Consider the following 13,602-nt stretch of genomic DNA (forward strand, 5'->3'; position numbering starts at 1 on the left):
GGGAATGCCTAGTATTTTTAACAAGATAAATAATACGGCCCCGGCCGCGCTTACACAAAACGCAATAAATGCCAGCCCAAATAAAATATAAGACGCGTAATATAATGCGCTCGTAAACGTATTATAATGTCCGCGCGTGAACATGAGACCGGCTAATACAAACGCGGTGCATAAAACAGGCAGTAGGCCGGCGGGGCTAAATTTGCCGAGTGCGAGGAAAAAGGTCAGTAACCACAAACCCGTAGTGGCGAACATACTCCAAATAACGATAGTAGATAGTACGTAAAAAGCGGTCATAAAAAATCTCCCTTAAATTTCTATTGTAAGAAATTTAAGGGGAAAAGGGAAATGTAACCCTTTATACATTTGCTATGTCTAATTAGGGTAATGTATATTTACGTATGCCAGTAGTACCGTATAAACTGCCCTTAAATAATTTCTGGCAAAAATCACCCGGCTCTTTTTGAAAATCTGTTACATGCTCCCAACATGCAATCTTTCCTTTTTGTTCTGTTCCCATAGTAGGGCGATACAGAAATCCTGCCATTTGATAGGGGCCTGTTTCTCTAAACATGGTAATACTTCCCTTGTTATTAATCACATCGGCTAAATAAATTGTCCATTCTTGGTTAGTATGTGTGTCTCTGGCATCAGAAAATAATATAGTCCCGCCGCTGGTCCAACCCGAAGGTAAATCTATATCCAGTTCTTCAAATGTCAAGGCATATTCGCCATTTGCCATGTGATATGCTTCTTGGGCTTGGGCCAGTGATTTGAGCAAAGTTAATGCTTGCGTGGCGCGCGATTTTTCCACCGCTTTTTGATATTGCGGCAATGCCACCGCCGCCAAAATGCCGATGATAAGTACAACTACTAACAGTTCTATTAACGTAAATGCTTTTTTATTGTTCATGCTGTTTCTCCATTGGTTGTTTTTTGCGTCCCTTTATTATCGTTTTTTTTTTTGATTTGTCAACCCCCTTGCCGGGGGCAGGCACGCGGCCTCAAACCGCTGTGTGCTTTTGATGTTATCTTTTGCAAGGGGGGCTTCGTGTTATTCTGACACACCCCTTGCAAGACGTCCTCGCCGGACGGGCAAAGGGGAGGAGTGTACAAAGGAGAAAGGGGGAAATATGCGTGTAAAAAAGGTATAATATACTCACATTGTTTTTAATTAAAAAGAGAGGAAAAAATCAGTATGACAGTTCGTGTTCGTTTTGCCCCGTCTCCGACCGGGTTTTTACATATCGGAGGAGTGCGCACCGCATTATTTAACTATTTATTTGCCAAAAAAAACAAAGGCACATTTTTACTCCGTATTGAAGATACCGACGAGGAACGCTCTACCCAAGCATCCACCGATGCTATTTTTGAAGGGATGCAATGGATGAATTTATTGTGGGACGAAGGCCCCATGACAGACGGCACTTCTAAAGGCCCCGATGCGCCTTATTACCAAGCGCAACGCGCCGATATGGGTATTTACAAAAAATACATTGACCAGCTGCTCGCCGAAGGCAAAGCGTACAAATGCTATTGTACGGAAGAAGAATTGGAAGCCAACCGCCAAAAATGTTTAGCCGAACACCGCCCGCCGAAATATGACGGTAAATGCGCCCATTTGACCCCCGAACAACAAAAAGAATTGGAAGCCCAAGGCCGCAAATACGTTATCCGTTTCCGCATGCCGCAAGAGGGTGATGTGGAGTGGGATGACCTCATCCGCGGACACGTTAAATTTGCCAGTAAAGATTTGTATGATCTGGTTATCCAAAAAACAAGCGGATATCCTACCTACAACTTTGCCGTGGTGGTAGATGATCACTTAATGCGTATGACGCATGTGATCCGCGGGGATGATCATATCTCTAATACGCCCTCGCAAATTCAACTTTACCGCGCGCTGGGGTGGAAAGAGCCGATCTTTGCGCACCTCTCTATGATTCACGGGCCCGACGGCAAAAAATTATCCAAACGTCACGGTGCAACAAACGTTGTAGAGTTCCGTAATATGGGTTATTTGCCCGAGGCCTTGAAAAACTATTTGGCTTTGCTCGGTTGGGCGACCAGCGACTCGCAACAGCTTTTCGCACCCGGCGAGTTGGAAGAAAAGTTTGATATCTCCGGCTGTCAGCCCAGCCCGGCGGTAATGGACCCGGAAAAACTCAACTGGATGAACGGCGAGTATATCCGCGCTACGCCGATTGCGCGCCTTACCGATTTGGCGATGCCGTTTATTGAAAAAGCCGGTATTGACGTGTCCGGCGTGAGCCGCACGCAACTGGAAAGCATCGTTGCGTTGGAGCAAGAAAAATATAAACTATTAACGGAAATCCCGGATTTAATACGTTTCTTTTTTGAAGAGCCCGTTTTTGAACAAGACGCTTTAGAAAATGTATTTGGTAAGCCGGAAGCCAAAAAGGCCTTGGAACTGATGATTGAGGCCTATGGCAATCTGACCGAATTTACCGAAGCGAATTTGGAAACAACCGCCCGCGCCACCGCTAAAGCCAACGGCTTGAAAGCGGGTCAAATTTTCCACCCCGTGCGCGTAGCCGTTTCGGGCCGCACCCACGGACCGACGTTGTTTAAAATGTTGGAGTGTATGGGAAAAGAAAAAGTGCTGGCGCGTTTGAGAGCCGCGTTGGCGCATTGTTCCGTAAATGCATAATTTATGAAATATTGGCTTTTTGACGGAAATGACGTTGTCGGTCCTTTTACACTGGGCGAGATTGCCGCCCGGCCGGACTTTTCCGCCACGAGCTTAATTTGTGCCGAAGATGCCAGCGAAGATGCCGCCGGATGGCAGATGGCGTCGTTTTTTGAGGCGTTTCGTTTTAACCCCGTTACCGGGCGCGTGGACGGAGTTTTCCCGACGGAAAAACAAGCCGGAGCGGTGATGCCTGCGGCGGTGCGTGAATCTAAAATGCAAACATCGGCGGACGATTTGCCGCCTATGCAAGTGCGCCAAGCTACGCCCGAGCCACAACCCGCGGTCCAACCGGTTGCCCAACCACCCGCTACACAACAGCCGCCGGCTGATTTAATTACAGAATCTAATACCAACTGGGTCCCGCCGGAAAAAGTGGAAAAGACAATTCCTCCGGCTAAAAAAACCGTATCCCAAACACAACCCAAACAAACCGCGCAACCTGTACCGTCCCAAGGAACGAAAGTCAGACCGGAACAACCACCCGTTGCAAAAACTCCGGCTAAGCAACCCGCTGTACAAACGGACGTCCCGCAAACCGTTGCGCCCAAACCGCGCAAAAAGGAAGATTTTTCGTTTGTGCGTTTATCGCGCAGTAAACGGTTGCAAGCACCGCCTTCTCCGGTGGCACTTGCACAGGAAGATGTAGATTTAATTTTACCTCAAACGTCGCAAGAACAACCGGTACAAGAACAACCGCAAGAGCCGTTACCGCAAGAAAATCAATCTACCCAGGTACCGCCGGAAAATCAGCCGGAAACAAAAACAGAAGAACTGCCCGAGCCGGAAACGGAAATTGTTTCCACGTGTACGTTGCCGATTGTCAATGAAATTTTAACGCAAAGCGATTTGCCCAAATTGCCGGAGGGGAATTTCCCGTCCGTGCCGTTGCCCGCCGAGCCGCAATTTGAGTTAAAAGAGGCCCTGCCCGACGGGGATAATACCCCTGTCGCTCAAGCCATAGAGCCGGCCCCGCAACCGTCGCCGGAGTTAACACCCGAGCCCGAGGCAACTTATACCGCCCCGCAACGTCCCAGTACGGAAACGGTAAACGAATTGGAACAGGAATTAGTGCCGCAAAACCAAGTGGAAGATTTAATGTCGGAACAGGAATTTTTGGAAAAACCCACCCGGAAAAAAGCGCATATCGTTTTGTGCCTTCTGTTGTTAGCCGCGCTGGCCAGTGCCGGTTGGTTTTTCGGTATGCCGTATTTGCGGGCGTTTATGGCGTCTCATACGCAAGTTCAGCCCGAGGTGGAACAGCCCGTTGCCCCGGCGGTAGAACAGCCCCCGGTAGAGGAGCCGGCCCCTCCCGCCCCGCAACCTGCCTTGCAGCCCGCACCTAAACCTGTTACCGCGGCAGATAAAGCATTATCTGCCGTGCAAAACTACCAGTTATCCGGCAATAAAGGAACGGTAGCTTCGTATTTTGACCGCATTTATGCTTCGCATTTACAACAAGGATATACCGCTAACTGGTCGGTTGAACCTTTGCATAAAAATATATATATTGTAAAATACAGATTGACGAAAACGCGTACGGAGCCGATTGTGTATGTTTTCCAAGCGGACGGCGCACGTGAAAAATTGACGGGCGCACTCAATAATGTGGCCTTAGATTTAATAGGACGAATTTAGTTTTTAATCTCTCAAAAGTGAGGTTGTTATGGCAGAACAAGCAGCGCAAGAATTACCGCAAGCCACCATGGATGACTTGTTTAAACTGATGAAAGCAAAAAATGCTTCCGATATTCACATTACCGTCGGCGTGCCACCGGTACTGCGTATCCAAGGGCGGCTCTATCAAACCCCTTTCCAGCCGCTTACTAAAGAAAGCGCACAGGTGCTTGTCTATTCTATTTTAAATGACGACCAACGCCAAACCTTTGAAGATACGTTAGAGTTGGACTGCTCTATCGGGTTAAAATCATTAGGGCGTCTGCGTGTAAACGTATACAAACAACGCGGTTGCGTAGCGGCGGCGTTACGTTCCATTCCTAACGAATTTAAATCGTTTGAAGAATTAAATTTGCCGCCCGTGGTGTATAACATCATGAAACTCAACAAAGGGCTTGTCCTCGTAACCGGGGCGACCGGGTCCGGTAAATCTACGTCTTTGGCCAGTATGATTAACTACCTCAACATGAACGAAAGTAACCACATCATGACGGTAGAAGACCCGATTGAGTTCGTCCACCAACACAAACGCAGTATTGTCAATCAGCGTGAAGTAGGCGCTGATACCAAATCGTTCGCGGCGGCTTTAAAACACTTCCTGCGCGAAGACCCGGATATTATTCTGGTGGGGGAGCTCCGCGACATTGAAACCATGGAAGCGTGTTTGACGTTAGCGGAAACGGGGCACTTAGTGTTTGCCACCTTGCACACCAACGACGCCGTGCAGTCTATCAACCGTATTATTGACGTGTTCCCGCCCAACCAACAGCCGCAGATCCGCACGCAGTTGTCGTTCGTGTTGGAGGCGATTATTTCCCAACAGCTCATTCCTACGCTTACCGGCGGCCGCGCCATGGCGGCGGAAGTGTTACTGGCCAACTCGGCCGTGCGCAGCTTGATCCGCGACGGAAAAGCCGAGCAGATTGTATCTACCATGCAAACTAACGTGGGTATGGGTATGATCACCATGAACCAAGCATTGGGCGATCTGTATATCCAAAAGAAAATCAGCTACCAAGAAGCGTTGTCCCACACGGGCGATACGTCCGGCTTAAAGACGTATTTGCAACAGAAATTGGGCACAGCTAACTTTAAGTAAACGCTACAATACACCCTATAAACCGCAAGGGCTCTTTAAGGAGCCCTTGTTTTTTTGTCGGATTTACATCCGACCTACATTAAAGTTTGTTGTTTAAATCCGCCCCTTTAGCACCGTTTACAAAAAGCGCCAAATCGGAGAAGAAAATTTATATGTTTGAGCGAAGCGAGTTTATAAATTTTCCCGATTTGTCTGCACATCAAAATCAAAAGGAGTAGTGTGTATGGAAAAGGAACGATGTTTGTTGGGTTATTTAAAAGAAAATAAAAATAAATGTCATTCCAAACTTGATTTGGAATCTCACCGCTTTCTAAAACGACAACAAGGTGAGATCCTGAATCAAGTTCAGGATGACGTCTTTTTTTATAATAACGCGTTTACGCTTATTGAATTATTAGTTGTTGTTCTCATTATCGGCATATTGGCCGCAGTCGCGCTCCCGCAATATCAAAAAGCGGTATACCGTACCAAATATAATGCGCTAAAACCGTTAGTTAAATCTATTGCTACCGCCGGGCGGACCTATTATCTAGCCAATGGGAAATATCCGAATAATTTTGATGAATTGGATATTGATACACCGGAATTTAAAGAAGAACGTAGAGGTGATAACGAACAAAACTCTACCCGAATTTTTGATTGGGGACGCTGTAATATATATGCCGCTGGATTTGTTGCTTGTTCTAATGATGATATTGGTATGCGTTACATAGAATATATTACTGAAAGTGGTAGCCGCCATTGTGTGGCTTATAGTGAGGAGGGGTCGTTGCAAAATAAAATATGCCAACAAGAAACACAACGAAATTCTCCCTCGTCTACAAGTACAGATAGTTCCGGTACTCCGGCTGTTAGGTGGGCCTATTAGACATTCATCACTTTAATGAATAATTGTGTTTGAAAAAAATCCCGCGCCGGTAACGCGGGATTTTTTATCTTTTTTGTCAGTAAAAACTTTTCCTTGACATCGTTTTTTTTTTTGCTACATTTTATTTAGTGATAAAAAGGAGGTTGTATGAAAAACAAGCAAGCATTTACGCTAATTGAATTATTAGTGGTAGTTTTAATTATCGGCATATTGGCGGCGGTGGCGTTGCCGCAATATCAAAGGGCGGTAGAAAAATCACGAGCGACACAGGCCCTTACTTTTTTAAAATCATTGGCTCAGGCGCAAGAAACGTATTATTTAGCCAACGGAACGTATGCTACTTCTTTTGATGAATTATCCATAGATATTCCTTGGACCGGAACTACTAAGTGGTATACTGGTACGGCAACGGCTTCTGATACTCGTTCCAATTCAGAATGGTCTTGTCAGCTAGTATCTTCGGAAACGAGTACTACCATCATGATGGGCCGCTTGACCGGTAAGTACGCGGGAGCGGGATTTGCGGTTGTACTGGTGCATAATGATATACCGAAACAAGAAATTTCGTGTGTGGAGCGTGCTGATAGCGGAATAATTTATCAAGGAGAGGAAGGCAGTTTTTGCCAACAAGTCATGAAGGGAACTCTTACTTACAGCGCAACTACACGGTACTATTCGCTTCCGTAAAAAACCCCCGGTGCTCGCCGCACGGGCGAGAGCGGGGGTTTTTGTCAGTAACTTCAACAACTACTCGTTATAATCTTTTAACATCTTCGTACGGCTCGGGTGGCGCAGTTTGCGAATGGCCTTGGCTTCAATTTGGCGCACACGCTCGCGCGTGACGTTAAACATTTTGCCTACTTCTTCTAACGTGCGCGGATAGCCCGAATCAATTCCAAAGCGCAAGCTGATAATTTTAGATTCCCGTTCCGACAAGGTCGCCAGTACGTCGGCTACTTCCTGTTTGCGCAGGAAATCGGCCGCGGCGATTGTTGGATCCGGCCCGTTCTTATCTTCAATAAAGTCCTCTAAGTTAGAGTCTTCATCTTCGCCGATAGGCGTAGAAAGCGAAATCGGGTCTTGCATGATTTTCAATACGCTTTTGACCTTTTCCATAGACAAACGCAACGTCTTTGCGTAATCTTCCAAGGTGGGCTCGCGTCCGTGTTCTTGGCGGAATTTGTTAGTTACTTTGGTCAATTTGGAAACTAACTCTTTCATGTGCACCGGGATGCGGATGGTATTGGCTTGGTCGGCAATGGCGCGGTTGATGCTTTGGCGGATCCACCACGTGGCATACGTGGAAAATTTAAACCCGCGTTTATATTCAAATTTTTCTACCGCTTTCATGAGTCCCAGCCCGCCCTCTTGGATGAGGTCGGACAATTCCAAATTGGAATTGACGTGCTTTTTGGCAATAGATACTACCAAGCGCAAGTTGGCTTTGATGAGTTTTAGCTTGTCTTGTAAAATCATGTCTTCAAAGAAAACAATGCGGTCGTTAAACGCAATAAATTCTTTTTCGCTCATCGGTAGCATATCTACCATTTGATTGTGTCGGCGGCGGACGTCTTCAATGTTAGTCAGTGCGCGGTCCAATTCTTCAAAGGTAAATTTCGTTTTCTTTTTAAATTCTTTTTCCGTAATTTTTTTATTCTTAAAACCGTTGACCAGTTTTTTAATCTCGCTATACGGGCCGAAATACTCGTCAAAGCGTTTCATGTCGTTAGATGTTTCGTTTAAGCGGTCGGCCAAGTTTTTGATTTTGTTAGTCAAGCGTTTGATTTTGTTTTGGTTTAAATTGAGTTTGGTAATACACGCCACCACTTCTTTTTGTTTGGCTTCCACTTTTTCAATGGCGTTGTTGCGGCGTTTTTCGGAAAGGTTACCTTCGCGAATTTCCTTCATCAGTTTGGTAATTTCCTGCTCGCGTTTTCCGATAAAAGCCGCCGCGTCTTTGAGTTTGCGGCGCATGTTGGAAAGTTCGCGGTTGGTGCGTTTGCCGCGGGGCATGAGCTCTTTGGTGGTCATCTCTTCTTGGTCCACGAGTTCTTCCCAGTTGCAAATTTCGCGCATGGTAATAGGCGATTCTAACACGAGTTTGCGCAGTTCTTTTTCGCGTTCGCGGATGTTACGCGCAAGGGTGATTTCTTCGTCACGCGTTAAAAGCGGTACGCGGCCCATTTCGGATAAGTACATGCGGATAGAGTTGGAAATGTCCGGCATGGACGAAGAGGACCAATCTTCGCTGAGGGCTTCTTTTTCCGAGGGGGTGGGTTTAAATTTCTTTTGTTCAACAACTTGGATGCCCAAGTCGTCAATGGTGTCCATTACGCCGTCCACATCTTCGGCACTCATATCGGCTTGCGCCATGGAGCGGTTTAAATCTTCCAGTGCCACAAAACCGCTTTCTTTCCCTTCCTGTAATAAATTTTTTAACGATTTATTTCCCGTTGCCATAATTTCCCTCAATTACTTTTTTAATTTCGTTTGTAACGACATATATTCTTTGAAAAGCTCCGGCGGTACATTCCCTGCCCCAAGGGCTTTCATTTGGCGTTGTACATCTTTAAGCCGCTTTTGCACGCCGTTTTGTTTCACGCGGGCCGCGCAGGCGGCCACATCACGTTGCGGCTGAAAATCAACAGGGGCTTGCGTCAAGGCCAGTTTAATAACTTCACTCGCTAAAGACGGCACAGCCGCCGATACTTTATCTACGAGCATTTGGCCCGCAAGACCTTCTTGCGCGCTTTGGCACACCGCTTGAAACAGTTGCCAAGCTCCTGCCGATGAAAAATCGGTCTGGGTCAGTTCGCTACACAACGTCGCCTGTTGCGGTTCGCGTAGCAAATACGAGATCAATTCCTCTTCTGCCGCATTGGCGGGTGCTTGCGTGGCCGCTTGCAAGGTGGCGGCGGGTTTACCGATTTTTTGTAAACCCGGTTTGCGCATGCGCGCGAGCACTAACTGCTCATCTACGCCGATATGCTCGGCTACATATTTGGCCCACTCCCGCCGCACAATAGCGTCCGGCTGTTGGGCAATGGCTTCTGCCAAATCGGTAACGATATGTGTTTTGTCTTGCGCGCTGAGCGGCATAGACACACCGTTTAAACGCAACCGCGTATGAAACGCAATAAAATCTTCGGCTTTATCTAAAATTTGCTCAAACGATTCTTTGCCGTATTTGGCTACATATTCGTCCGGGTCTAAGCCGCCCGGCAGCGTGGCGATTTTAACAAATAGCCCATGGCTAATAAGCACCAACGACCCGCGCAACGCCGCCTTAATACCCGCTTCGTCCGGGTCAAAAAGGATAATGACGTTTTCCGTATAGCGTTTTAAAAGCCGCGCGTGTTCCTCGGTCAAGCTCGTTCCCAACGGAGCTACGGTATAATCAATACCCGCTTGGTGGCAACCGATTACGTCCATATATCCTTCCAACAGTACGGCGCGGTCCGCTTTACGTATGGCGGGGCCTGCAAAATTCAGCCCATACAAAACATGCGACTTGGTAAATAAAACCGTCTCGGGCGAGTTTAGATATTTGGGCTCGCCTTGCCCCAAAATGCGTCCGCCAAAACCCACCGTGTCGCCGCGTTGGTTGATGATCGGAAACATGAGGCGGTTTCTGAAATAGTCCCGCATACCAAAGTCGGTCCGGAGGCACAGCCCGGCTTCTTTCAAATCGTTTTCGCTGTATCCGGCTGCTTTGGCCGCGCGCGCTAAGGCGGTAGCGTCGTTAAATGCGAGCCCCAACTCAAACTTGACGCACGTTTCTTTGGTTAAATTGCGCTCTTTTACATACGCGCGCGCGTGAGTTCCTTCCGCCGATAGTAAATTTTTATGATAGAACGATCTGGCAAAGTCTAACGCTTTGCGGGCCGACGAGCGGCGTTGTTCTTCGGCAGAGAACTCGGCGCGTTGCGGTTTATACTCTACCCCGGCCCGTTCGGCCAGTTTTTCAAGTGCCTCGTTAAACGAGAGGTTTTCCATCTTCATTAAAAATTCAAAGATGTCTCCGCCCGCCTGACAGCCGAAACAATAAAACAACCCTTTCTCGCTACTGCACGTAAACGAGGGGGTTTTTTCGTGATGAAACGGACAACACGCCTTGTAGGTTTTCCCCGCGCGTTTTAAATTGGGCACGTATTGGCGGATAAACTCTACAATGTCTAAACGGTCTTTGATTTGTTCAATGACACTATTACTTATCACAGCTAAGGTCCGTTTTGGCTACAAGTTTTTAGCTCCGACTAGAGCAAACAAGGCAATAGCCCGACCCGAATCGGACTATTGCCTGCTATGCAGTACAACTTAAAAACGTCTGCGTTTGGTACGTCTGGCGCGGCGTTGGGCTTCCTGCGATTTGATTTTGCGTTTCACGCTCGGAGGCATATACGTTTCGCGTCTTTTAATTTCGCGCAAGATGCCGTTTTTTTCACATTCGCGTTTGAAGCGTTTGAGCGCTTCTTCCAAGTGTTCGGCGTCTCTGACTTTTACGAAAACCATTACGTTTTTCACCACCTTCTACGGCTAGTAGGTTAAAATAAAATTGTTCCTATATATTATAGCTTATTTTTAGCCGGCCGGCCACAAAAACCGCCGCCCCGCCATTAAATGAAAGTGCAAATGATCCACACTTTGCCCGGCCCCTTTGCCGTTATTAGTTACCAAGCGGAAATCTTTGAGGTCAAATTGCTTGGCTAATTTTTGGGCCACGAGCAAGATTTTGCCTAAAAGCAGGGCATCTTTTTCGTCCGCTTCCGACAAGCGCGCAATATGTTTGCGCGGGATAATCAACAGATGCGTCGGCGCTTGCGGGTTTAAATCTTTAAACGCCACCACGTCGTCATCTTCATAAATCAGTTGGCTTTTTACGGAGCCGTCTGCAATGCCGCAAAATATACAATTCATAAAGTTATTATAGCAAAAGAGGGGGACGTTACCGGTAAAATTTTCGGAACGATTTGAGCCCTTCGCGAAGTGTTGCGTTGTCGGGCGCGGTTTCCAAGGGGTGTAACGTATTATCGTACCTGCTCAGCCCGCCGAATTTATCAAATAACGTAATAGCATCGCCGACGCGCACGACGCGCTCGGTATGTCCGGCAAATACGGTAAAGGGGCGTGCGGACGTATCAAATAAGTGGGTGCCCAGTGTGTAATCGGCGGCGGGATTTGTACAACCGAAAACCGCTTGCAGTAACGTTGGCGCAATATCGTGGTGCGAGGTGCGGTGCGACAGCGTGGCCTTACCCGGCACGGACGGGTCGTATACGATCAGCGGGACTTTTGTTTGGTAATCGGTAAAATTACCGTTGTGACCCCAGTAATTTTGGTGCGAATCGTTGAGTTCTTGCCCGTGGTCCGCGCTGATAACAACAATCGTATTTTTCAAAAGTCCGCGGTGTTGCAGATCATTTAACAACTCAGCAATTAAACCGTCGGTAAAATAGACCGCATTTTTGTATTGGTTGAAATACGGAGTCGGGTCGGTATTATTGGTAAAGAGTAAATAGTTGATTTCTTTGGCCGGGGTGAATTTTTTGGCTTGCGGCGGATAGTCGTAAGCATGCGGAGCATCTAAGAAAATAAATCCGAAGAAAGGCCGTTTCGTGTCGCGGGTTTGTAAAAATGTTTCAAAGTCGCGCACGGCGTTTTGGTCGCGCTCCCACGACGAGTTCCCGGCCGAGCCGATACGCAAGTTCGGCACGGTGGAAAAGATATTGCGGTGAAAGGCCGGGCTGGTAATTTGGCTGCTTGCAAAAATGGCGGGTTCATAGCCCTGCTCCAACGCGTGGCTGATCAGCACCGGCGGCAAATGTTGGGTAGTCATGTCGTCCCAATAGGAGTGCGGCAGTCCGTAAAAGAACGAAAATACACCGCCCATGGTGGAGTTGCCGCCTGATAAATGATTGGTAAAAACATGCATGCCGGGTTGTTGGCTCCACGCAGATAGTTGCGGCATGATTTGCGGGGTGAGCATGTCGCCGCGCCACGCATCTACTAAGATAATGAGGATATTTTTAGCGGGTTTTTCTGCCGTGCACGAAAGCGGTGCAAGCGGATACGCAAGTGAGCCGGTTTTGGGGATAAAATACGGGTCTTGGCGGGGGGTAAAGCCCCATTTGGTCAGACGGCGGTTGAGGGATACCGGGTAAGCAAGCGGTAATACTTGCTGTTGGGCCATGATAGACGGCACCATGTAAAATTTTCCCCACGCATACAGCCCGTTATAAAGCAGAAAACAAATCAGCCAAGTTGCCAAAAAAATAGTAGCCGTGCGCCGGGATAACGGGTAGCGTTTAGCCACCCATACCAGGGCGGTCTGCGCTAAGATGATAAGTAACATGATCGCCCCGCTCATCAGCCACATGCCGGTAGAAAATACGAAAATTTCCCGTCCGGCCGAGCCGAAAAACATACTTAGTAACGATAACCCGATGTGGAAACGATATTGCGAAAAAACTACAAAATCGGCCACCAGAAAAAACGATCCTATAATGCCGCCCACCCACAAAATAATTTGCTTTATGCGTGGGCCGATAAGCCCCGCCAGCGTGCCCAGTAACCCTAAAATAAGCGCAAAAAAAGTGATGTGCCCTACAATAAATACAACAGTAAAACAAAGGCCCCATGCGTCTGTATAAAAACCATTAACGAGGAAAAGCCCCAACGCAGCTACGTACCAAAGCAATGCTTGCAGTAAACAAAATGTGAGGGTATGTCGCAGGGTCATATATATATTATACCTTATCATGTCGGGTGACACCTGAGCTACACACCCCTCACTCGGTCTGCGGCCACTCTCAGGCATAGCCTGACCTACTATAATTTTAGCGTAAGAAAAAGTCGGACGGGATTTTGCTATGGGAAATTTTTAATAAATTTTCCAAATGAGTTAAAAAATCTCGGTAAGAATCTAAAATCTGAAACGTAGTGGCTAATGCTTCTGCTTCCAAGGGGGAAATTTCATTTGCGCGTACGACTTGCGAACGTATCAGCCGGGCGCGTTCTTTAAGCGTTTGCAGTAAAAACAACAATAGTTGTTGATTTTCGGTAAGGGCGGCTTGTTTGGTTTTGCGGGTGCGTGGCATAATTTCTCCTTACCGCCCATAAAAAAAGGGCGGACTTTCATTAGGTGCTCGAACCTTCCTAACGAAGCCGCCCCGCTATACGCTAGTAGCGTATAACAAAGCCGAGGCGGCTTGCCGGGTGGCAAGAACTTTTTGTCCGCCGCGATCATTT

Annotated in this window: 13 protein-coding genes; 5 read left to right on the top strand and 8 right to left on the bottom strand. The window is 47.4% G+C overall.

Going from position 1 to position 13,602, the window contains the following annotated elements; translation table 11 throughout:
* Together ACQY2W_RS07120 and ACQY2W_RS07125 are read right to left on the bottom strand one after the other, a co-directional pair.
* Nucleotides 1-297 (bottom strand): hypothetical protein (locus ACQY2W_RS07120; RefSeq protein ID WP_428050761.1); only part of this gene is annotated, 297 nt, incomplete at its 3' end.
* Nucleotides 298-379: 82 nt separating this feature from the next.
* A complete protein-coding gene (locus tag ACQY2W_RS07125; protein ID WP_428050762.1) occupies nucleotides 380-913 on the bottom strand; it encodes a type IV pilin protein in 534 nt (177 codons plus the stop codon).
* Nucleotides 914-1,198: 285 nt separating this feature from the next.
* Here ACQY2W_RS07125 and gltX point away from each other — a divergent pair, with 285 nt between their 5' ends.
* The 5 genes from gltX to ACQY2W_RS07150 all read left to right on the top strand — a co-directional run bounded on the left by gltX (nucleotide 1,199) and on the right by ACQY2W_RS07150 (nucleotide 7,041).
* Nucleotides 1,199-2,671: a glutamate--tRNA ligase gene (gene gltX / locus ACQY2W_RS07130; protein WP_428050763.1), complete on the top strand. Its 1,473-nt coding sequence runs from the start codon at nucleotides 1,199-1,201 to the stop codon at nucleotides 2,669-2,671.
* A 3-nt stretch (nucleotides 2,672-2,674) separates the two neighbouring features.
* The gene (locus ACQY2W_RS07135; RefSeq protein WP_428050764.1) at nucleotides 2,675-4,348 is read left to right on the top strand and encodes a hypothetical protein; all 1,674 of its coding nucleotides are present in this window, start codon (nucleotides 2,675-2,677) and stop codon (nucleotides 4,346-4,348) included.
* 28 nt (nucleotides 4,349-4,376) lie between these two features.
* On the top strand, nucleotides 4,377-5,486 hold the full coding sequence (locus tag ACQY2W_RS07140; RefSeq protein ID WP_428050765.1) for a type IV pilus twitching motility protein PilT: 1,110 nt from the start codon (nucleotides 4,377-4,379) through the stop codon (nucleotides 5,484-5,486).
* Nucleotides 5,487-5,709: 223 nt separating this feature from the next.
* Nucleotides 5,710-6,354, top strand: a complete 645-nt coding sequence (locus ACQY2W_RS07145; RefSeq protein WP_428050766.1) for a type IV pilin protein — start codon at nucleotides 5,710-5,712, stop codon at nucleotides 6,352-6,354.
* A gap of 147 nt (nucleotides 6,355-6,501) precedes the next feature.
* Nucleotides 6,502-7,041: a type IV pilin protein gene (locus ACQY2W_RS07150; RefSeq protein WP_428050767.1), complete on the top strand. Its 540-nt coding sequence runs from the start codon at nucleotides 6,502-6,504 to the stop codon at nucleotides 7,039-7,041.
* 60 nt (nucleotides 7,042-7,101) lie between these two features.
* Here ACQY2W_RS07150 and ACQY2W_RS07155 read toward each other — a convergent pair whose 3' ends face one another.
* The 6 genes from ACQY2W_RS07155 to ACQY2W_RS07180 form a co-directional block, all read right to left on the bottom strand.
* Complete coding sequence (locus ACQY2W_RS07155; RefSeq protein WP_428050768.1) at nucleotides 7,102-8,814, bottom strand: sigma-70 family RNA polymerase sigma factor; 1,713 nt, start codon at nucleotides 8,812-8,814, stop codon at nucleotides 7,102-7,104.
* 12 nt (nucleotides 8,815-8,826) lie between these two features.
* Nucleotides 8,827-10,572, bottom strand: a complete 1,746-nt coding sequence (dnaG, locus tag ACQY2W_RS07160) for a DNA primase (RefSeq protein WP_428050769.1) — start codon at nucleotides 10,570-10,572, stop codon at nucleotides 8,827-8,829.
* 99 nt (nucleotides 10,573-10,671) lie between these two features.
* Complete coding sequence (rpsU, locus tag ACQY2W_RS07165; protein WP_428050770.1) at nucleotides 10,672-10,866, bottom strand: 30S ribosomal protein S21; 195 nt, start codon at nucleotides 10,864-10,866, stop codon at nucleotides 10,672-10,674.
* Nucleotides 10,867-10,935: 69 nt separating this feature from the next.
* Complete coding sequence (locus tag ACQY2W_RS07170) at nucleotides 10,936-11,271, bottom strand: histidine triad nucleotide-binding protein (protein ID WP_428050771.1); 336 nt, start codon at nucleotides 11,269-11,271, stop codon at nucleotides 10,936-10,938.
* Nucleotides 11,272-11,299: 28 nt separating this feature from the next.
* Nucleotides 11,300-13,093 carry a sulfatase-like hydrolase/transferase gene (locus tag ACQY2W_RS07175; protein ID WP_428050772.1) on the bottom strand — a complete coding sequence of 598 codons (1,794 nt, stop codon included), beginning with the start codon at nucleotides 13,091-13,093 and terminating at the stop codon, nucleotides 11,300-11,302.
* A gap of 97 nt (nucleotides 13,094-13,190) precedes the next feature.
* Nucleotides 13,191-13,451: a hypothetical protein gene (locus tag ACQY2W_RS07180; RefSeq protein WP_428050773.1), complete on the bottom strand. Its 261-nt coding sequence runs from the start codon at nucleotides 13,449-13,451 to the stop codon at nucleotides 13,191-13,193.
* Nucleotides 13,452-13,602 lie beyond the last annotated feature (151 nt).

This window comes from Candidatus Avelusimicrobium caledoniensis (assembly GCF_902756455.1).
Lineage (GTDB): Bacteria > Elusimicrobiota > Elusimicrobia > Elusimicrobiales > Elusimicrobiaceae > Avelusimicrobium > Avelusimicrobium caledoniense.